17 protein-coding genes are annotated in these 19,784 nt (G+C 35.1%); 9 read left to right on the plus strand and 8 right to left on the minus strand.

Annotated features, from left to right (window positions below; genetic code table 11):
• Window positions 1–23: 23 nt before the first annotated feature.
• On the minus strand, window positions 24–3,479 hold the full coding sequence (gene ileS / locus JI747_RS09685; RefSeq protein ID WP_225688112.1) for an isoleucine--tRNA ligase: 3,456 nt from the start codon (window positions 3,477–3,479) through the stop codon (window positions 24–26).
• Window positions 3,480–3,992: 513 nt separating this feature from the next.
• Between ileS and JI747_RS09690 the strand changes: the two genes are divergently transcribed.
• Both JI747_RS09690 and JI747_RS09695 read left to right on the plus strand, forming a co-directional pair.
• Window positions 3,993–5,237, plus strand: a complete 1,245-nt coding sequence (locus JI747_RS09690) for a phenylacetate--CoA ligase family protein (RefSeq protein ID WP_225688247.1) — start codon at window positions 3,993–3,995, stop codon at window positions 5,235–5,237.
• Window positions 5,238–5,331: 94 nt separating this feature from the next.
• Window positions 5,332–5,934 (plus strand): hypothetical protein, encoded by a 603-nt coding sequence (locus tag JI747_RS09695; RefSeq protein ID WP_225688114.1) that lies wholly within the window; start codon window positions 5,332–5,334, stop codon window positions 5,932–5,934.
• 50 nt (window positions 5,935–5,984) lie between these two features.
• Here the strand turns inward: JI747_RS09695 and JI747_RS09700 are convergent, their stop codons facing one another.
• On the minus strand, window positions 5,985–7,241 hold the full coding sequence (locus JI747_RS09700; RefSeq protein ID WP_225688116.1) for an NAD(P)/FAD-dependent oxidoreductase: 1,257 nt from the start codon (window positions 7,239–7,241) through the stop codon (window positions 5,985–5,987).
• A 98-nt stretch (window positions 7,242–7,339) separates the two neighbouring features.
• Here JI747_RS09700 and JI747_RS09705 point away from each other — a divergent pair, with 98 nt between their 5' ends.
• The 7 genes from JI747_RS09705 (at window position 7,340) to JI747_RS09735 (ending at window position 15,721) form a co-directional block, all read left to right on the plus strand.
• Entirely contained in the window at window positions 7,340–8,860 is a 1,521-nt protein-coding gene (locus JI747_RS09705; RefSeq protein ID WP_225688118.1) for an HAL/PAL/TAL family ammonia-lyase, read from the plus strand.
• 52 nt (window positions 8,861–8,912) lie between these two features.
• Window positions 8,913–9,644, plus strand: a complete 732-nt coding sequence (gene fabG, locus JI747_RS09710; protein ID WP_225688120.1) for a 3-oxoacyl-ACP reductase FabG — start codon at window positions 8,913–8,915, stop codon at window positions 9,642–9,644.
• An 88-nt stretch (window positions 9,645–9,732) separates the two neighbouring features.
• Complete coding sequence (locus tag JI747_RS09715; protein ID WP_225688122.1) at window positions 9,733–10,953, plus strand: beta-ketoacyl-[acyl-carrier-protein] synthase family protein; 1,221 nt, start codon at window positions 9,733–9,735, stop codon at window positions 10,951–10,953.
• A gap of 4 nt (window positions 10,954–10,957) precedes the next feature.
• Complete coding sequence (locus JI747_RS09720; protein ID WP_039370312.1) at window positions 10,958–11,212, plus strand: acyl carrier protein; 255 nt, start codon at window positions 10,958–10,960, stop codon at window positions 11,210–11,212.
• Window positions 11,213–11,321: 109 nt separating this feature from the next.
• The gene (locus JI747_RS09725) at window positions 11,322–12,206 is read left to right on the plus strand and encodes an LpxL/LpxP family acyltransferase (protein WP_225688124.1); all 885 of its coding nucleotides are present in this window, start codon (window positions 11,322–11,324) and stop codon (window positions 12,204–12,206) included.
• Between the two features lie 220 nt (window positions 12,207–12,426).
• Window positions 12,427–13,965, plus strand: coding sequence for a phytoene desaturase family protein (locus JI747_RS09730; protein WP_225688126.1), 1,539 nt, complete (start codon window positions 12,427–12,429; stop codon window positions 13,963–13,965).
• A 7-nt stretch (window positions 13,966–13,972) separates the two neighbouring features.
• Window positions 13,973–15,721, plus strand: coding sequence for a C45 family autoproteolytic acyltransferase/hydolase (locus JI747_RS09735; protein WP_225688127.1), 1,749 nt, complete (start codon window positions 13,973–13,975; stop codon window positions 15,719–15,721).
• 63 nt (window positions 15,722–15,784) lie between these two features.
• Here the strand turns inward: JI747_RS09735 and JI747_RS09740 are convergent, their stop codons facing one another.
• The 6 genes from JI747_RS09740 to JI747_RS09765 are packed head-to-tail and all read right to left on the minus strand — an operon-like array spanning window position 15,785 to window position 19,659.
• Window positions 15,785–16,957 (minus strand): DUF2062 domain-containing protein, encoded by a 1,173-nt coding sequence (locus JI747_RS09740; protein WP_225688129.1) that lies wholly within the window; start codon window positions 16,955–16,957, stop codon window positions 15,785–15,787.
• Window positions 16,958–16,961: 4 nt separating this feature from the next.
• A complete protein-coding gene (locus JI747_RS09745; protein WP_225688131.1) occupies window positions 16,962–17,438 on the minus strand; it encodes a hypothetical protein in 477 nt (158 codons plus the stop codon).
• Window positions 17,438–17,815: a 3-hydroxyacyl-ACP dehydratase gene (locus tag JI747_RS09750; RefSeq protein ID WP_225688133.1), complete on the minus strand. Its 378-nt coding sequence runs from the start codon at window positions 17,813–17,815 to the stop codon at window positions 17,438–17,440. Before JI747_RS09750 ends, JI747_RS09745 begins: the two co-directional genes overlap by 1 nt.
• 3 nt (window positions 17,816–17,818) lie before the next feature.
• The gene (locus tag JI747_RS09755) at window positions 17,819–18,427 is read right to left on the minus strand and encodes an outer membrane beta-barrel protein (protein ID WP_225688135.1); all 609 of its coding nucleotides are present in this window, start codon (window positions 18,425–18,427) and stop codon (window positions 17,819–17,821) included.
• A 4-nt stretch (window positions 18,428–18,431) separates the two neighbouring features.
• A complete protein-coding gene (locus JI747_RS09760) occupies window positions 18,432–19,067 on the minus strand; it encodes a hypothetical protein (protein ID WP_225688137.1) in 636 nt (211 codons plus the stop codon).
• Entirely contained in the window at window positions 19,033–19,659 is a 627-nt protein-coding gene (locus JI747_RS09765; RefSeq protein WP_225688139.1) for a LolA family protein, read from the minus strand. Before JI747_RS09765 ends, JI747_RS09760 begins: the two co-directional genes overlap by 35 nt.
• Window positions 19,660–19,784: the final 125 nt, after the last annotated feature.

Below are 19,784 nucleotides of genomic sequence, written 5' to 3' on the forward strand. Positions count from 1 at the left end.
ATTTAAAAAACAATAACTATATGTTAATTTTTTTCAACATTTACCTTAAAATTAACTTCATCTATTTCGATTTCGTTAAAATTTGAAAGTGAAGATACAATTTCTATTTTATTTGACAAGACTTCCGCAGAAATATATTGTTCATTTTTCTTAATATCCTCCAGGAATGGTGAATTTTCTTCCAATGAAATATTGATTCTGTCAGTAAGCTCAAAGTCTTTATTTTTTCTCAAGTTTTGAATTCTGTTGATGAATTCTCTTGCGATCCCTTCAGATTTTAACTCGTCTGTTAACGTCAAATCTAATGCCACAGTTGTTTTTCCATCAGAAGTTACGGTCCATCCCGGGATATCTTTTGTCGAAATCTCTACATCATCAAGTGTGATTTCGTATCCCTGAATGTCTAATTTTCCTTCTTTTTCTAGTGTTGAAATCTGTTCAGCATCAAGATTTGCAATTTCTGCTCCCACCACCTTCATGTCTTTTCCTAATTTAGGACCAAGCGCTTTGAAATTGGGTTTTATCTGTTTTACAATTAAATCGGCTGCTTCTTCAGCATTGATTAATTGAATTTCTTTTACATTTACTTCCTGTTTGATTAATTCTGAAACCGCAGCAATCTGCTCTTCTGTTTTCTTATCTAAAACAGGAATTAATACTTTTTGTAAAGGTTGACGAACTTTTACGTTTTCTTTCTTTCTCAAAGAGAAAACCATACTTGTAATAGATTGTGCCAAATGTGTTTTTTCAACCAAATCCTGATCGATTAAACTTTCATCAGCAACCGGGAAATCCGTCAAGTGAATAGATTCTGCAGTTTCTTTTCCTGTAACTTTATTTAAATCCTGATATAACTGATCCATAAAGAACGGAGCAATTGGCGCAGATAATTTAGCAACAGTTTCCAGGCAAGTATATAAAGTTTGGTAAGCCGAGATTTTATCATCTGAATAATCTCCCTTCCAGAAACGTCTTCTGCATAGTCTTACATACCAGTTTGATAAATTATCATTCACAAACGTGTTGATGGCTCTCGCCACTCTTGTCGGTTCGTAATCTTCGTAGAATGCTTTAACTTCTTTAATTAATAAATTTAATTCAGACAAGATCCATCTGTCGATTTCCGGTCTGTTTTCAACTTCTTTTTCAGAATAATTGAATCCGTCAACATTCGCATACAACGCAAAGAATGAATACGTATTGTATAATGTTCCGAAGAATTTTCTTCTCGTTTCATCAATTCCTTCGATATCGAATTTAAGGTTTTCCCACGGATTTGCATTTGAAACCATGTACCAACGTGTTGCATCCGGTCCATAAACGGCTAAAGTTTCAAACGGATCAATTCCATTTCCTTTGGACTTTGACATTTTTACGCCATTTTTATCCAAAACAAGTCCGTTACTCATTACATTTTTATAAGCAACTGAATCAAAAACGGCTGTTCCGATCGCATGAAGCGTGTAGAACCAACCACGAGTCTGGTCAACTCCTTCTGCGATGAAATCTGCAGGGAATGCTTTATGATTGTCGATTAATTCTTTGTTCTCAAAAGGATAGTGCAGCTGCGCATAAGGCATTGAACCTGAATCGAACCAAACGTCGATCAGGTCACTTTCACGCTTCATTGCTCTTCCTGAATCTGAAACAATGATGATCTGGTCAACGATATTTTTGTGTAGGTCAACCAAAGCATAATTTTGCTCAGACATATTTCCGATGATAAAACCTTTGAACGGATTTTCTTTCATAAATCCTGCTTCAATAGATTTTTCAATCTCATTGTATAATTCTTCTACAGAACCGATGATTTTTTCTTCTTTCAAATCGTCTGTTCTCCAGATTGGCAACGGAATTCCCCAATATCTTGAACGGGAAAGGTTCCAGTCGTTCACATTTTCCAGCCAGTTCGCAAAACGACCTTCACCAGTAGATTTCGGTTTCCAATTAATAGTTTCATTAAGTTCTACCAATCGGTTTTTCACTGAAGACATTTTCACAAACCAAGAATCCAACGGATAATATAACAACGGCTCATCTGTTCTCCAGCTGTGTGGATAACTGTGAACGTATTTCTCTACTTTGAAAGCCTTATTTTCTTTTCTTAATTTTAAAGCAATTCGTTCATCTACAGAAAGATAAGCCTTTAAATCTGCAATGATTGACTTTAAATTCTCTTTCTGAATGTTTAATTCAGTATTTTTTTCGTCTTCGCTAAGGTATTCTCCTTTTACATATTCATTCGCAAAACCATAGATTTCATCACTTACGATAGATAAAAATCTTCCCTGTAAATCAACCAATGGGATTGGATTTTCGTTTTCATCCAACACCAACATTGGCGGAACTTCAGGTTGAGCCTCTTTAGCTACTTTCGCATCATCAGCACCAAAAGTCGGAGCCGTGTGAACGATACCTGTTCCGTCTTCTGTCGTTACGAAATCTCCTGAAATTACTCTAAAAGCATTTTCTGGATTTTGGTAAGGAAGAGCGTATTGTAATAATTGTTCATATTTAATTCCAACCAAATCAGCTCCTTTAAATTCTGCTAAGATCTGATAAGGAATAACTTTCGTTTCAGCGGTGAAGTTGGCAAAATCTTCATCTGTTCCTTCAGCATATTTTTTAGCAAACTGTTTTCCAACCAAAGCTTTAGCTAAAACAACATTAATTGGCTCAAAAGTATATTGATTGAAAGTTTTTACTAAAACATAATCGATTTTCGGGCCTACTGTCAAAGCGGTGTTAGAAGGCAACGTCCAAGGAGTCGTCGTCCAAGCTAAGAAATGTACATCTCCGAAACCTTGTAAAAATGAAGGCAATGTTTCCGGTAATGTTTTAAACTGTGCAACTACGGTTGTATCAGAAACATCACGGTAAGCTCCCGGTTGGTTTACTTCGTGTGAAGAAAGCCCGGTTCCTGCTTTCGGAGAGTAAGGCTGGATTGTATATCCTTTGTACAATAATCCTTTATCATACAATTGTTTCAACAACCACCAAACGGTCTCCATATATTTTGATTTGTACGTGATGTACGGATCATCAAGATCAACCCAATACCCGATTTTCTCAGTAAGGTTGTTCCAGACGTCTGTGTAACGCATTACTGCTTCACGACATGCTTTGTTGTAATCTTCAATAGAAATTTTTTTGCCAATATCTTCTTTAGTGATTCCTAATTCCTTTTCCACGCCAAGCTCTACCGGAAGTCCGTGTGTATCCCAACCCGCTTTACGGAAAACCTGCTTTCCGTTCTGGGTCTGATAACGACAGAAAATATCCTTCAACGCTCTGGCCATTACGTGGTGAATTCCAGGCATACCGTTTGCTGAAGGCGGACCTTCATAAAAAACAAACTCAGGTTGCCCCTCACGAATCTCAACACTCTTATTGAAAGTTTTATTCTGTTTCCAGAATTCCGCTACATTCTCTGCTACGTCAATAAGGTTGAGGTTTTTGTATTCTTTAAATTGGCTCATTGTAATATCTCAATATCGTTGATTAATTAAGTTGGCAAATTTACTAAAATTTGTCGGTTTATAATATATGTTTTATTTTGATATTTCCAATTAAAAAGTTCTGTTTCAGAAATATAAATATTGGGTTGTTTGAAATGGGAATTGGCTGTGTTTATTGGATTAAGATTTTGAAGAGATTTTCTGTTAAATTTTGACGCAAAGTTTTTATTTTGATAACCGAATAGTTTTAAGCGGGCAAAGATTAATCAACAAGTTGATTTGATGAAGCTTTGTTTTCAAGCTTCGCGTAGCAAATTTATTTGCCTTTGCCTTCTAAGAATAAATAACCTTCTAAAGATAAATCTTTGCGTTTAAAAATAAAATACAGAGTACTTGAACAGTTGGATGTTGTGCTAGATATCAAATTTTAAATCTGCAGCCGTTTAATTTTAATTAAATAAATTTGTATTTTAAAAATAAATACCATTGGAATTCTATCCACCTATCGAAAGATCAACAAATAAGGAAATTAAAATGTTTCAGGAGCAAAAGCTTCAGGAACTGTTAGTTTATCTTGAAACTCATTCTCCTTTTTATCAAAAACTTTTCAAAGAATATACTATCAATATTGCAGATATTCAAACCTTGGAGGATTTGCAAAAAATTCCGACAACGGTCAAGAATGATATTCAGCAGAATAACGATGACTTTTTCTGCATTACTCCCGATAAAATTGTGGATTACAGTACAACTTCAGGAACATTGGGTGATCCTGTGACGTTTGGACTGTCTGATAATGATCTTGAAAGATTGGCTTATAATGAAGCTATTTCTTTTGCCTGTGCAGGAATTCAGAAGGGAGATGTTGTACAGATGATTACAACGATTGACAAGCGATTTATGGCAGGACTTGCTTATTTTTTAGGATTAAGAAAAATGGGAGCGAGTGTTGTAAGAATGGGTCCTGGAATTCCTGAATTGCAATGGGATTCTATTTTTAGATATAAGCCGAAATATTTAATTACGGTTCCGTCATTTCTGTTGAAAATGATTGATTATGCTGAAAAACATGGAATAGATTATAAGAATTCCAGCGTATATGGAGCGGTTTGTATTGGGGAAAGTATCAAAAATCAGGATTTTACAGACAATATTCTTTCGCAGAAAATTAAAGAAAAGTGGAATATTAAATTATTTTCAACGTATGCTTCCACAGAAATGAGTACGGCTTTTACAGAGTGTGAGTTTCAACATGGAGGTCACCATCATCCTGAGCTGATTATTACCGAGATTCTTGATGATGAAGGAAAACCTGTTCAGGAAGGAGAAAGCGGAGAATTAACGATTACAACGTTGGGAGTTGAGGCAATTCCTTTATTGAGATTTAAAACAGGGGATATTGTTAAAGCGCATTACGAACATTGTGAATGCGGAAGAAATACAATGCGTTTAGGCCCTGTAATCGGGAGAAAGCAGCAGATGATCAAATATAAGGGAACCACTTTGTATCCGCCTGCAATGAGTGATATTCTGAATGATTTTAACGGAATTTCATGTTATCAGATTGTTATTCAGACCAACGAAATTGGACTGGATGAGATCATTATCAAACTGAGTACAGAAAATAATGATGAGAATTTTGTGAATGAAGTAAGAGATCATTTCAGAGCAAAACTCAGAGTAAGCCCGAAAATTGAGGTCATTGATTTTGATGTTTTATCTAAAACGGTTTTTCATCCCAATAGTCGTAAGCCGATTACTTTTGTTGATTTGAGATAACTTAAAATTATTCAATCAGAAAGGAAATATTGTTGTTGAATTTATTCTTTATTGATAGGGGAATCTTATATTTGCGCAAAAATTTAAATAAAACATGAAAAAATTATTTGTGTTGATGCTTTTTACTGTATCAGCTGTTGTCTTTGCTCAAAAATTTAAGATTCAAAGTGGTGATGCTAAATTCTTAAAAGGAACTGAAGTTGTAAATGTAGTTTTTGATTATTCAGAAATGAAACTGATGAAAGAAAACTATACTGAAGAAGAGTATGTTCCTAAAAGAGTTGATGAGCTGAATAAGAAAACAGAAGGGTCGGGAGATCTTTGGAAAAAACAATGGGAAAGAAGCAAAGAAGAACTTTGGAACCCGAAATTTATTATGTTATTCAATAAAGTTTTTTCTAAAGAAAATATTAATACAAAGCTAAAAGAAAATGCAGAAAGCCCATATACTTTAGTTGTTAAAGTAAAATGGATTTATCCGGGTTGGGATGCAGGTATCATGAAGCAGCCCGCTAAAGTAACCACTCAGCTTACTTTCATTGAAACAGATTCTAAAAAAGTATTATGTGATATCGAAAGTACAGATGCGCCGGGAGATCAGTGGGGAAGTAATTTTAATAATGAGACCAGAGTAGGGGAAGGTTTTGCTAAAACAGGTAAGACGCTTGCTCAAAGATTAGAAAGAAGCGCAAAATAAATTGATAATTATAAAAAACAAAAACCGGTCTGAATTTTCAGACCGGTTTTTTATTGTTGATTTTGCTGTTCAAGTTTTTCTAGCTTAATAAGATTTGCTAAATTTTTGATAACAGTATCATGTTTTTTTACAAATGGATTGTCTTTATTCCAGACGTAGCCTGCTAAAACAGCACATATTTTTTTCTTTACCTCAGGATTTTCAGGTTGGTGGAAGAATAATTCCTGAAGATTTCCGGTGTACCATTCTTTTACATAGGTAGTGAAAACGTCTACACCGTATAAAATATAATCAGTATACTCTTTCTGCCAGTCAATTTTCTCTCCGTTCAGTTGTCTTAAAGCCAGTTTTGCGGCTAACATCCCGGATTCTGTGGCAAAAGCCATTCCTGAAGAGAAAACCGGATCCAGGAATTCTGAAGCATTTCCTGTCAATGCAAATCCGTCTCCGAATAAACTTTTTACCGAACATGAATAATCTTTTAAATGTCTCGGTTCAAAAAGGAAATCTACATTCCCGAAACGCTTTATATAATAGTCGGAAAGAGAAATTGCTTTTTTTAAAGCCTCAGTAGTATTTCCGTTTTCGATCAGTTTTTCAATGTATTCTGTAGGACCAACAATTCCTAAACTGGTATTTCCGTTTGAAAAAGGAATCACCCAAAGCCAGACTTCGGTTTCAATAATGTCAAAAGAAATCAATGTTCCTTCTACGCCTTCTTCTCTGTTGGTGTCTTCTACATGAGCGAAAATGGCAGAGTGCGGAGATAATTTTGAAGGTTTTTCCAAATCTAATAATCTGGGTAAAACTCTTCCGTACCCGCTGGAATCAATGACGAATTTTGCATGGATTTCTTTCGTTTCTCCGTCTTTGTTTTTTACGGTTGTTATAGAATCTGTTCCATTAAACTTAATGTCTATTACTTCCGATTCAAATTCCAGATCAATACCTTTGTTGATGACTTCCTGTGCCAATGTATTGTCAAAATCAGCTCTCGGAACCTGCCAGGTCCAGTCCCAACCTTCTCCGAATTTATCACTAAAATCAAAAATACAGACTTCGTCTCCTCTCAAGAATCTTGCTCCAAGTTTTTTTTCAAAGCCCATTTTATCCAAAGCAGGGAAGAGCCCGGCTTCATCAAAATGATCCATTACTCTCGGAATTAAACTTTCGCCTACAACCAATCTTGGAAATTTTGTTTTTTCAACAACTTTCACGCTGACATTGTTCTTCTTTAAGTATGAAGAAGATACGCATCCGGAAGGTCCAGCTCCGATTACGAGAACGTCAACAAATTCTTTGTTCATCTTTGGATTTTTTATTTTGAGAATTACTTCTATCTTTGCCGCAAAATTAGTGACAATTAATTACATATTACAAAATTATATATTATTACTTTTAATTGATGAAAATAAATGACTTTTTAGAACTGACGGATTTTCAAAAGATTATTATCGGAAAAGAGACTATAGAGCTTAATGAAACTCTTTTACAGAGAGTGGAAACAAGCTTTCAGTTTCTGAAGGATTTTTCTAAAAATAAAGTAATATATGGTGTCAATACCGGTTTTGGACCGATGGCACAGTTCAAGATCAATGATGATGATACCCATCAGTTACAATATAATCTGATCAGAAGCCATTCTTCAGGAATCGGAAACCCTTTGCCTGAAGATGAGGTGAAAGCTGCTATGTTGGCAAGGCTGAATACATTATCTCTGGGAAATTCCGGAGTTCATGTTTCTGTAGTAAATTTACTTAAAGAACTTATTAATAGAAATATTACACCTCTTATTTTTGAGCATGGAGGTGTAGGAGCGAGTGGAGATTTGGTACAGTTGGCTCATTTAGCATTAGTGCTGATTGGTGAAGGAGAAGTTTTTTATAAAGGAGAAAGAAGATCGACCAAAGAAATTTTTGCCATTGAAGGACTGGAACCTATTCATGTAGAAATTCGTGAAGGGCTGGCTTTAATGAACGGAACTTCCGTAATGTCAGGAATTGGTGCGGTGAATGCTTATAAAGCCAACCAGTTGACCGATATTTCAATCAAACTTTCTTGTGCAATTAATGAGATTGTTCTGGCTTATGATGATCACTTATCAGCAGCATTAAACGGAACAAAAAGACATGTCGGTCAGCAAAAAATTGCTGAGAAAATGAGAAATCATTTGGCAGACAGTAAATTAGTGAGAAAAAGAGAAGAACACCTTTATACTCACTTTGAAGAGCAGGATAAAGTTTTTAAAGATAAAGTTCAGGAATATTACTCAATACGATGTGTGCCGCAGATCTTAGGACCTGTTCTGGATACGTTGGAGTTTACAGAGAAAGTTCTTGAAGATGAGATCAATTCAGCAAATGATAATCCGATTATTAATGTTGAAGATCAGCATGTTTATCACGGAGGAAATTTCCATGGAGACTATATTTCTTTGGAAATGGACAAACTGAAGATTGTGGTTACCAAACTGACCATGTTGGCAGAAAGACAGCTTAACTATCTTTTGAATGCTAAGATCAACGAAATTTTACCTCCTTTTGTAAATTTAGGGAAATTAGGGTTTAATTTCGGAATGCAGGGAGTTCAGTTTACGGCTACTTCTACTACGGCAGAAAGTCAGATGCTGTCAAACTCAATGTATGTGCATAGTATTCCTAATAATAATGACAATCAGGATATTGTGAGTATGGGAACAAATGCTGCCGTAATTTGCAGAAAGGTGATCGAAAATGCATTTGAAGTTCTTTCTATTGAAGCCATCACCATTGTTCAGGCGATCGAATATCTGGGATATCAGGATAAAGTTTCTTCAGCAACGAAAACGTTGTATGATGATATTAGAAAGATCATTCCTGCTTTTTCAGAAGATATGATTATGTATCCATATCTTGAAGAAGTAAAAAAATATTTCAAGAACATGTAATTATTGATGAGGTTCACTTGTCAATACTATATAAATTAAGAATTAAAATACCATGAAATGTGCTATTGTAACAGGGGGCTCCAGAGGAATCGGAAGAGCAATCTGTTTAAAACTCGCAGAAGAAAAAAATTATCACCTCCTGATCAACTACACTTCTAATGAAGCTGCGGCAAAAGAAACTTTGGCTGCTGTTGAAGAACTGGGAGCAACGGGAGAAATTCTGAAATTTGATGTTGGAAATGCTGAAGAAACTCAAAACATTTTAACAAAATGGCAGGAAAACAATCCAAATGCTGTAGTTGAAGTTATTGTAAATAATGCCGGAATTACAAGAGACGGATTATTTATGTGGATGCCGAGTGAAGACTGGAATTCTGTGATCAATACAAGTTTAAATGGTTTTTATAACGTGACGAATTTCTTTATTCAGAAACTGTTGCGTAACAAATACGGTAGAATTATCAATATGGTTTCGGTTTCGGGGGTGAAAGGAACTGCCGGACAAACCAATTATTCTGCGGCAAAAGGAGCTTTGGTAGGAGCTACAAAAGCGTTGGCTCAGGAAGTGGCAAAGAGAAATATTACGGTAAATGCAGTAGCACCTGGATTTATCAGAACAGATATGACGCAGGATTTTAATGAAGATGAATTGAAAGCAATGATTCCTGCCAACAGATTTGGAGAAGCCGAAGAAGTAGCAGACTTAGTTGCATTTCTGGCGTCTAGAAAAGCTTCTTACATTACGGGGGAAGTCATTAATATTAATGGTGGAATATACTCTTAAATAATGTAACAATTTAACAATGTAACAATTGAATTCGATTTAAAAATTGTTACACTGGTAAACTGATACATTGCTAAATTTTAAAAGCATGGAAAATAGGGTTGTAATTACCGGAATGGGAATTTATTCTTGCATCGGAACTTCTCTGGAAGAAGTCAGAGAATCCCTATATCAAGGTAAATCCGGAATTATTTTAGATAAAGAAAGAAAAGAGTTCGGGTTCAGATCGGGTCTTACGGGAGTTGTTCCGAAACCGGATCTGAAAAATCTTTTGAACAGAAGACAACGTGTAAGCATGGGAGAAGAAAGCGAATATGCTTATCTTGCGACCATTGATGCACTTAAACAGGCAAATCTAGATCAGGATTTCCTGGATGCCCATGAAGTTGGGATTTTATATGGAAATGACAGTGTTTCTCAGGCGGTGGTAGAATCTATCGACATTGCCAGAGAAAAGAAAGATACAACACTCATGGGTTCCGGAGCGATCTTCAAATCGATGAACTCTACCGTTACGATGAACCTTTCAACGATATTCAAGTTGAGAGGGATTAATCTTACCATCAGTGCAGCCTGTGCAAGCGGATCACATTCACTTGGATTGGCTTATATGATGATCAAAAACGGGTTTCAGGATATGATTGTTTGCGGTGGTGCACAGGAAACCAATAAATATTCAATGGCTAGTTTTGACGGCTTAGGTGTTTTCTCAGTAAGAGAAGATGAACCTACAAAAGCATCAAGACCTTTTGATTCAGCCAGAGACGGGCTTATTCCAAGCGGAGGAGCAGCAACTTTAATTGTTGAAAGCTTAGAATCTGCGCAAAGAAGAGGGGTGCCGATTTTGGCAGAAATCGTAGGATACGGTTTCTCTTCCAACGGAGGTCACATCTCAACACCGAATGTTGACGGACCGGCTTTAGCAATGAACAGAGCTTTGAAACAGTCAGGGTTAGAAGCCGGAAATATAGACTATATTAATGCTCATGCAACTTCTACGCCTATCGGAGATACCAACGAAGCGAGAGCGATTCATGAGATCTTCGGAAGCGAAGTTCCGGTAAGTTCTACAAAATCAATGACGGGACATGAATGCTGGATGGCAGGTGCAAGTGAGGTGATTTATTCCATTCTGATGATGCAGAATGATTTCATCGCTCCGAATATCAATCTGGAAACTCCGGACGAAGATGCTCAAAAGATAAATCTGGTCTCAAAAACAAAAAGTCAAAAAATTGATGTATTTTTGTCGAATTCTTTCGGATTTGGGGGAACCAATTCCGCATTAATAGTTAAAAAATTTGATTAAAAACATGGAAAGAGAAAAAATTATTGCTATAGCAAATGATTTTTTGATTAATGAATTTGAAGTAGACGGAGATGAGATCAGCAATGAGGCTAATCTTAAGAAGACCCTTGGTTTAGACAGTCTGGATTATATTGATCTTGTAGTAGTAATAGAATCTAATTTCGGAGTGAAATTAGGAGAAGCAGACTTCAAACAAATGGTAACATTTGAGGATTTCTACACGACTATCGAAAATAAAATCGCTGAAAAAAACGCATAACTATCGATTAAAAATCTACTCTAACAATGTAACAATATAGCAATCTGACAGTTTTCAATGTTTAAAATAGTGTTACATTGTTAGACTCATATATTGCTAAATTTGAACTATGAACAAATGGAAAGGTAAATCCAAAGGCACTATTTTAGGATATAAAATATTCGTTTGGTGCATTAGAAATATCGGAATCAGGAGTTCATATTTTGTTTTATATTTCGTTGCGGCTTACTATTTTTTATTTCTGAAAAAAAGCAACCGATATATTTCTTATTATTTTAATAAAAGACTTAACTATAATTCTTGGAAAACAAAGCTTTCTGTTTTTAAAAGTTATTTCACTTTTGGTCAGGTCTTGATTGATAAAACTGCAATTTCTGCGGGGCTTAGAGAAAAATATACGTACGAATTTGACGGTGTTGAAAATCTTAAAAACCTTTTAGCAGAAAAAAAAGGAGGAGTTTTGATCAGTGCTCACATCGGAAATTTTGAAATTGCCGAACGTTTTTTTGCAGACATTGATTTTGATTGCCAAATTAATCTGGTAACTACAGATCAGGAAGTTACCGTGATCAAAGAATACCTTGAAAGTGTTTCTGTTAATAAGAGTTCCATTAAATTCATCTATGTAAAAGACGATATGTCGCACATTTTCGATATTAATGAAGCTTTATCTAAAAACGAACTGATCTGCTTTACCGGAGACCGTTACTTTGAAGGCTCAAAATATCTGGAGGGAGAATTGCTGGGCAAAACAGCGAAATTTCCGGCTGGTCCATTCCTTATTGCTTCCAGACTGGGAGTTCCGGTGGTCTATGTCTATGTAATGAAAGAAAAAAATCTTCATTACCATTTATATGCAAGAGTCGCTCAAAATATCAAAAAGCGCGATGCACAGGGACTTTTAAATTCCTACACCCAAAATCTTGAAACCATGCTGAAAAAATATCCGCTGCAATGGTTCAATTACTTTGATTTTTGGGATGATATTGATTAATTCCATACTTTTACCGTAGAAAAAGCTAATATTTAAACTCAAAACATTAAGGTTCTTTTAGGGATTATTCCATTTTTGCTTTGGTTTTCTTAGACTAATTTTTACTTTGCTGAGTGTGAACGTCTTTATGTTCTTAAAAGACAGTCGGTTTGTAAAAAGATCTTTGCAGACTTTGCGTTAAATAAAATGATTTCTAAATTTCCTAACAATTAATTTTCTCTTGAAAAAAGAATTTGACATACTTGTAATCGGAAGCGGATTGGGAGGTCTTGTTTCGGCTCTTATTCTGGCTAAAGAAGGGCAGAAGGTATGTGTGTTGGAAAAAAATAACCAGTTTGGAGGAAATCTACAGACATTTTCAAGGGATAAATTGATTTTTGATACCGGTGTTCATTATCTTGGAGGACTTTCAGAAGGTCAGAATCTCAACCGTTTCTTCTCCTATCTGGAAATCATGAATGAGCTTCAGCTTTATAAAATGAATGAAGATGGGTATGATAAAATTACCTTTGGAGAAGATGAAACCGAATATCCTCATGCGCAAGGTTATGAAAATTTTGTCAACCAATTGGCTCATTTTTTCCCTGAAGAAAAAGAGAATTTGGAAACCTATTGTCAGGAGATCCAGGAAATCTGTAATTATTTCCCAAGATATAATGTCGTAGGAAAAGACAACTATAACGAGGAAATTCTCCACTTGAATACAAGAAGATTTATAGAATCAATCACTTCGAATAAAAAACTACAGTCTGTTTTGCTAGGCTCTAATTTTCTATATGCAGGAGATTCTGAAAACACGCCTTTTTATGTGCATGCATTGACGGTTAATTCCTATATCCAAAGTGCTTATAAATGTCTTAAAGGAGGAAGCCAGATTGCAAAGCTTTTAGTAAAAAAACTCCGTGAATATGGAGCCGAAATTCATCGCCATTCTGAAGTTTCTGAAATGATTTTTAACGAAGAAAATAGGTTGACTTCAGTAAAAACCAAATCAGGGAAAGAATATTCTGCCAGTAAATTTATTTCAAATATTGACATCCGATCACTAATTACGTTAATTGGGAAAGAACGACTGAAAAAATCTTTTCTGAATCGTGTTCTGAGTTGGGAACCTGTTTCTTCCTGTTTCAGTGTGTATTTGGTGCTTAAATCGAATTTAGTTCCGAACTACGATTACAATATTTACCATTATTCATCCGAAGAATTGGTTTGGAATGCCTATCGCTACGATAAAAATTCATGGCCGGAAACCTATATGCTTTCCACAACGCCTTCTAAACAGCATCCTGAATTTGCAGAAAGTCTTACCGCTATTTCCTATATGGATTTTGAAGAGGTAAAAGGATGGAAAAAAACATTTAATACCGTTGCAGACGAACATGAAAGAGGGAAATTGTATGAGCAGTTCAAATTGGAAAAAGCCGAAAAAATGATTGCTGCTCTCGAACGGAAAATTCCCGGTTTGAGAGATGCTGTAAAAAAGGTGTACACTTCTTCACCTTTATCCTATCGCGATTATATCGGAAGCTTTGACGGAAATATGTACGGATATGCCAAAACCTCCGAAAATCCTTTAAAAACAATGGTTTCTCCCCGTACAAAGATCGATAACCTGTTCCTTACCGGACAATCTGTAAATATGCATGGAATTTTGGGCTGTACCATCGGTGGATTCAATACCTGTGCAGAGATTCTCGGTAAAGAGATTATTGATGAGAGATTAACACAAATGATTAATAAAAATAAAAGTGAGGAATAATAGCAAAATGACTTTGCAACCTGTCATTCTGAACGGAATGAAATGTAGTGAAGAATCTAAATTAATTCGTAGAGATTCTTCCTATCGTCAGAATGACATTTGGCGATTTTTATTTAGTATTCTTTTTATTGCTAGTTTCACGTCTTGTGGCGTTCGAAAATCAATAAAACACCTACCCGATGTAAGAGAGTATTCGCTTGAAGTTCCGAAAGTGAATAAGATCAACGATTCTACTTTTAGCTTCAATCAAAATTATCTGACGAAAAATAAACAGCAACTTTGGGAACTGTATATTAAAGGAAATCCTTTACAATTAGGCTATAATAATGGAGCTTTAACCCAAAGTTTAATGCAGAAGCAGGAAGAGATTTTCTTCTCTAAAGTAGAAGGATTTGTTCCTTCAAAATTTAAACAAAACCTGTTGAGGAACTTTCTGAAATGGTACAACCGAAAAATGTATCTGAATGTAAGAAATGATTTTCAGGCAGAACTGTACGGATTATCTCAGTATTCATCCGACAAATATGATTTTATTGCCCCTAAATATCTGAGAAGTTTATATCTGCACGGAGCTCACGATATTGGTCATGCAATGCAGGATCTGATGATGGTAGGCTGTACTTCTCTTGCGGTATGGAACGAAAACACAGAAGACGGGGATCTGTTGATCGGAAGGAATTTTGACTTTTATGTAGGAGATGATTTTGCTAAAAATAAACTGGTGGAATTCGTTGAACCAGAAGGAGGAATTCCTTATTTGTCCGTAAGCTGGCCGGGAATGATCGGAGTCGTTTCGGGAATGAATAAGGAAGGAATTACAGTGACTATCAATGCAGGGAAATCTAAAATTCCATTAACGGCAAAAACACCAATTTCGCTTGTGACAAGAGAGATTTTACAGTACGCGAAAAATATAGATGAAGCTATTGCGATCGCCAAAAAGAGAAAAGTCTTTGTTTCAGAATCGATTCTTGTAGGCAGTGCAAATGATAAAAACGCTGTCATTATTGAAGTTTCACCAGATAATTTTGGCGTGTATAAAGTGGAAAATACAAACCGTGTTTTCTGTACGAATCACTTTCAGTCTGATGCTTACAAAAATGATAAAAGAAACCAAAAGCATATCATAGAAAGCCATTCTGAATATCGTTACGAAAAATTACAGGAGCTTTTGCAGGAAAATAAAAAGCTGAATCCTGAGAAAATGGCCTCAATTTTAAGAGACAAATCAGGGTTGAAAGGAGAAAAAATTGGTTACGGTAATGAGAAAGCAATCAATCAGCTTTTGGCACATCATGCCGTGATTTTCTCGCCTCAGAAAAAATTGGTTTGGGTTTCTTCCAATCCGTATCAATTGGGCGAATTTGTCTGCTATGATCTGAATGAGATCTTCTCGGAAAAAAGATTGCAGAATGGTAGATTTTCAAGATCAGAATTAAATATTGCCAAAGATCCTTTCATTGATTCTCCTGAATATGAAAATTATGAACAGTATAAAATCATGAGTTCGGAAGTTAATGATGCCATTAATAATAAAGACATTTTTCTTACGGATGATCTTGTGTCATATTATCAGTCTTTAAATCCGGATTTTTGGTGGGTGTATTATCAATCCGGGAAATATTATTTTAACAGAAAAGAATATTCAAAAGCCAAAGTTGAATTTGAAAAAGCTTTATCTAAAGAAATTACGACTGTTCCGGATAAAGAAAATGTGGCGAAATATTTAAAGAAAACGTTGGGAAAATTGAAGTAGTTTTAGGGTTTCGGCGGCAAAGCCGCCGCCGAAACCCTAAAACTAGTAACGAACCTAGAAAAATCAGTTATTATCAGGGTTTACTTTATTCAAAAAAAGAAAAGTCGCAATTCCAGAAATCACAGATCCACCGCTTGCTAAAATCATACTTCCGATGATATACTGAAGAAGATTATTTTTTACCAGGTCAAAGTTCAGTTCCTGACTGAAAATATCACTGTCTCCGCTCACAAAAGGAGCACCTAAAAATAAAGAAGCAGCAATAACAAAAGGGATAAACGGAGGCAAACTCACATTGGACGCTACAAACGCCAATACTTTATTCAGTTTAAGAAGAACAGATAGAGAAATGACCAGTAAGGTCTGAAATCCCCAAAAAGGAGAGAGACCTATGAAAACGCCGAGAGCTACAGAAAATGCTTTTGTTCGGTTGGTTCCGTCACTTTCGAGAACATCTTCCTTTATAAACCTTCTAAAGCTTTTCTTTCTGAAATTATTGATGAAATTTCTCGGAATAATATACAATAAAGTGATGGTCACCAAAATGGTGTTCAGAATACTGATTCTCGTGAAATCCTTAAATGGCCTGAAATGCGAAACCCTTTCCGCAGGATCATACAAGACTTTGATCGGAACATTTTTTACAGGAACATGTCTCCAGGCTGTCCTTACAATAATTTCAATCTCAAACTCAAATTTCGGAGTGAAATATTTCTTAGGAATCTTATGTAAAGGGTATAATCTATAACCGGATTGGGTATCTTCAAGCCTAATTCCTGTTTCAAACCAGAACCAGAAATTAGAAAAACGGTTTCCGAAGCTGCTTTTCTTAGGAATTCCGTCTTGAGACATATTACGGTTACCAATGAGTAAAATATCCTCATTTTCCTCTAATAAAGCTTGTACGAAAACAGGAATGTCATCCGGATAATGCTGTCCGTCAGAATCGATTGTTATGGCGTAATCAAAACCTGATTGTTTGGCTTTTTTAAATCCTGTTCTTAATCCGTTTCCCTTTCCTTTATTTTCAGGCAAAGAAATAACGTCAATAGCAGGATAATTTTGCAGAATCTGAGCCGTAGAATCGGTAGAACCGTCATTTACGACAATGATATTATCTGTGTATTCCAAAACACCGTCAATGACTCTTTTCAGTGTTTTTTCATTGTTGTAGGTAGGTATTAAAACGCAGATTTTCTTTTCAGAAATTGCATTTTGTACTTCAGAGAGGGTCATTGTCTTATTTTAGTGTTGCTCTTTCTTCAGCCGAAATGGTTTTAGATTGTGCTGCAAAATTTTTAATATAGTTTTTTAAGGCCGTATTTTGCTTGCTGTAGTTATTGATAATGAAAGCTTTATCATCTTTTAGACTTCCTCTGTATCCTACAATTCTTGGAATGTTTTCCTGAACACTTAGTCTTATCAGACGAAGCTCAATATTATTAGGATTAGATTTGATAATACTTTCTAAATTTGTCGCGCCTGATTTCACCAGAGACTTTCTGTTTTGCTTGGCAATTTTTGCCTCCATAATCTGTGCAGCTGCTTTATAGCCTTTAGTCACAGCATCAGAACCGGTTTGCTTTTCAGCTGTATTGATAAATGCTTCAATATTGGCATTCGACAGATTGGCTTTTGCATAGCTGTTTCTTAATGTTTCAAGATCCGTTTGGAAAAACAAAAGAAAAGCAGTGAGGAAAGTTACAATAAGTTTCATTAGATCAGATTTTTATAGTTTACTGACATTTTTAATGCAATTGTCTCGCCAAAAGAAGTAGTGTTTTTTACTTTTACTTCCTCCCCGTTCTCAGAAATATCCAGTTGAAGGGTCAGTTCAGGCGTTTCAAAAGGATTGATGATTGCCATGAATTTTACATTGGAAGCCGTTTTTAAAAACAATTTTTTGCCCGTAAACTCTTCTGTCAGCTCCTTTACGATCTGCATCATACAAACTCCCGGAGTTACAGGATTTCCCGGAAAATGACCTTTAAAAATATCATGATCCTTGTTCAGATTGATTTGAGCAATATAATTACCATTCTCTGTTTTCTGATAAGAGTCTAATGTATAAAAACCTTTTAGGATAGTCTGCATAAATTATTTTTTCGTGTTAAAAGTATAGTAAATTCCGGTTTGGAAAAGAAGGTTGGTGTGATCTTCACTCGTAGTTTTGATCTGGGAAATCATCCCTTTTTTAAATCTTGCTTCAATACCAAAATTTTTGGTGATATCATATCCTAGACCGACTAAAACTCCAAGATCGGTATTTGTTTTATTATAAGGATCAAAATTTTTGTCATGAATCAAAACATCAATACTTACTCCTGCATGCAAATTAAAATTCTTAAAATAAAACTTGTTCACAGCCTGTAGAGAAAGATAGGACAGTTCAGACTTGGTTTCCTGAGTGCTCGTCTTCATAATGGTTCCCTGTCTGGAATAATTGATTTCCGGTTGTAAAGCATACAATTTAGAAAAACGGATATTTCCGAAAGCACCAACATAGAAATCTGTGATATAACTTGTTCTTACTTTTTCTTCATTGGCCCAATAATCATCACTCGCTTCAAACCAGTTGTAAAATCCGCTGTCATTTTCTGTAAACTTTGCAAAATTTACTCCTCCCCTTATTCCCGGTGTGAAAGTAACCTGTGCAAAAGATAAGCTTGAAATGAGTACAATAAGTAAAAATGATATTTTTTTCATGCAGTTATTCCGTTTCGGTTATTTGAAATAGTTTTATATTGATTTTGAAATCTTTATGCTGAAGGTTCAAACTATCCGCGAAGATATGTTTTTTTGCATCAAAAGTGAAATCGATTTTTTCCTTATTATTTTTCGTGTAGATGATTTGTTTCAGTAAATTATTTTCTTTGTTGAAGAATAAATAATAAACTTTTTTATCAATTTTTGAAAGATAGATCTTAGAATTTTCATTTTCAAAACTTTCATTGACAGGATATTGTCTTTTTAAAAGTTGCTGAAAATCATTCTTTAAGAAATTGATGACGATTTTTTTATCCAGATCAGGAAGAACATAATTTAGTTTAAAATCATTGTCTGAAATCTCAAAATCAATTAATTTATTTCCAAAATCCGATGTCATGGCAACACGGTGTGTCGTTTCGCTGATCTTTTTGATAATCAGAATTCCGCTGACATGATTTTTATAAATATCCATCTGACATTTATAAACATAATCGTCATTGGAAGAAAAGTATAAATTTTCGACCTCTTTTTCAGAACCGGAAACGGTTTTTACATCTGTAAGTTTGTACGTTTTACAGGAAACAAACCATAATAAGATCAGACTATAAACTGAATTCTGAAGCAGCGATCGGCGCATTGATTTTAGTATTTTTGAAAACAATATTTGTGGTATCTCCGGAAGCTTCCGTCATATTGACCTGCGAAACTGTAGATTGCCCTTTTGGAAAGCTTAATTCAATCTGCTTGATGTATTTTAGCAATTGAGCAGATTTCGGAGTAAATTTTGCGATGTTGAAATTAGCATTCTTAAAATAAGACACGGAAAATTCAGGATCGTTGAACATCTGTCCGTTTGAACTTCCTACAATCAGTTTATTGATTTTTTCAAATGTTTTGCTTTTGGCATCAACAGAAGATTTCTTTCCCTGATCGTTGATGAAGATTTTATTATCCTTGAAAACAATGCTGTACTGATAAGGCTTTGTGTATTTCCAGCTCAGCATATTCGGTGTTTTTAACGACATTTTTCCGTAAGTGACAATGCTTTTGTCCAGAAAATCCATTTTCTTGGTTTGGGTGAAGTCACTTTGCAAGGTTTTTATTTCTTTAGTTTCCGATGAAACTTTACTGACAAATGCTTTAGATTCAGCTCCTGACATTGCTGTATTTTGTGCAAAAAAGAACCCTGAAACTAATAAAAAAGCTCCGAAAGCAATATTTTTAATCATTATATTATTTTTTAATTAACCACAAAAGTCACAAAAGATGATTTAAGTTGAATACTTTGAAGATATAAAGTTCACAGAGATAAAAATCTTTTTCAAAACTTATGTGTTCTTGTTACAGATAGATA

The sequence above is a fragment of the Chryseobacterium tagetis genome (genome assembly GCF_016735585.2).
Taxonomy (GTDB): Bacteria; Bacteroidota; Bacteroidia; order Flavobacteriales; family Weeksellaceae; genus Chryseobacterium; species Chryseobacterium tagetis.

Excerpts from the sequence above, each read along its gene's own strand:
- JI747_RS09720 (WP_039370312.1), top strand. The coding sequence starts at position 10,958 with ATGGAAAGAGAAAAAATTATTGCTATAGCAAATGATTTTTTGATTAAT.
- JI747_RS09735 (WP_225688127.1), top strand. The coding sequence starts at position 13,973 with ATGACTTTGCAACCTGTCATTCTGAACGGAATGAAATGTAGTGAAGAA.
- JI747_RS09740 (WP_225688129.1), bottom strand. The coding sequence starts at position 16,957 with ATGACCCTCTCTGAAGTACAAAATGCAATTTCTGAAAAGAAAATCTGC.
- JI747_RS09750 (WP_225688133.1), bottom strand. The coding sequence starts at position 17,815 with ATGCAGACTATCCTAAAAGGTTTTTATACATTAGACTCTTATCAGAAA.
- JI747_RS09695 (WP_225688114.1), top strand. The coding sequence starts at position 5,332 with ATGAAAAAATTATTTGTGTTGATGCTTTTTACTGTATCAGCTGTTGTC.
- ileS (WP_225688112.1), bottom strand. The coding sequence starts at position 3,479 with ATGAGCCAATTTAAAGAATACAAAAACCTCAACCTTATTGACGTAGCA.
- fabG (WP_225688120.1), top strand. The coding sequence starts at position 8,913 with ATGAAATGTGCTATTGTAACAGGGGGCTCCAGAGGAATCGGAAGAGCA.
- JI747_RS09745 (WP_225688131.1), bottom strand. The coding sequence starts at position 17,438 with ATGAAACTTATTGTAACTTTCCTCACTGCTTTTCTTTTGTTTTTCCAA.
- JI747_RS09705 (WP_225688118.1), top strand. The coding sequence starts at position 7,340 with ATGAAAATAAATGACTTTTTAGAACTGACGGATTTTCAAAAGATTATT.
- JI747_RS09700 (WP_225688116.1), bottom strand. The coding sequence starts at position 7,241 with ATGAACAAAGAATTTGTTGACGTTCTCGTAATCGGAGCTGGACCTTCC.
- JI747_RS09755 (WP_225688135.1), bottom strand. The coding sequence starts at position 18,427 with ATGAAAAAAATATCATTTTTACTTATTGTACTCATTTCAAGCTTATCT.
- JI747_RS09725 (WP_225688124.1), top strand. The coding sequence starts at position 11,322 with ATGAACAAATGGAAAGGTAAATCCAAAGGCACTATTTTAGGATATAAA.
- JI747_RS09760 (WP_225688137.1), bottom strand. The coding sequence starts at position 19,067 with ATGCGCCGATCGCTGCTTCAGAATTCAGTTTATAGTCTGATCTTATTA.
- JI747_RS09715 (WP_225688122.1), top strand. The coding sequence starts at position 9,733 with ATGGAAAATAGGGTTGTAATTACCGGAATGGGAATTTATTCTTGCATC.
- JI747_RS09690 (WP_225688247.1), top strand. The coding sequence starts at position 3,993 with ATGTTTCAGGAGCAAAAGCTTCAGGAACTGTTAGTTTATCTTGAAACT.
- JI747_RS09765 (WP_225688139.1), bottom strand. The coding sequence starts at position 19,659 with ATGATTAAAAATATTGCTTTCGGAGCTTTTTTATTAGTTTCAGGGTTC.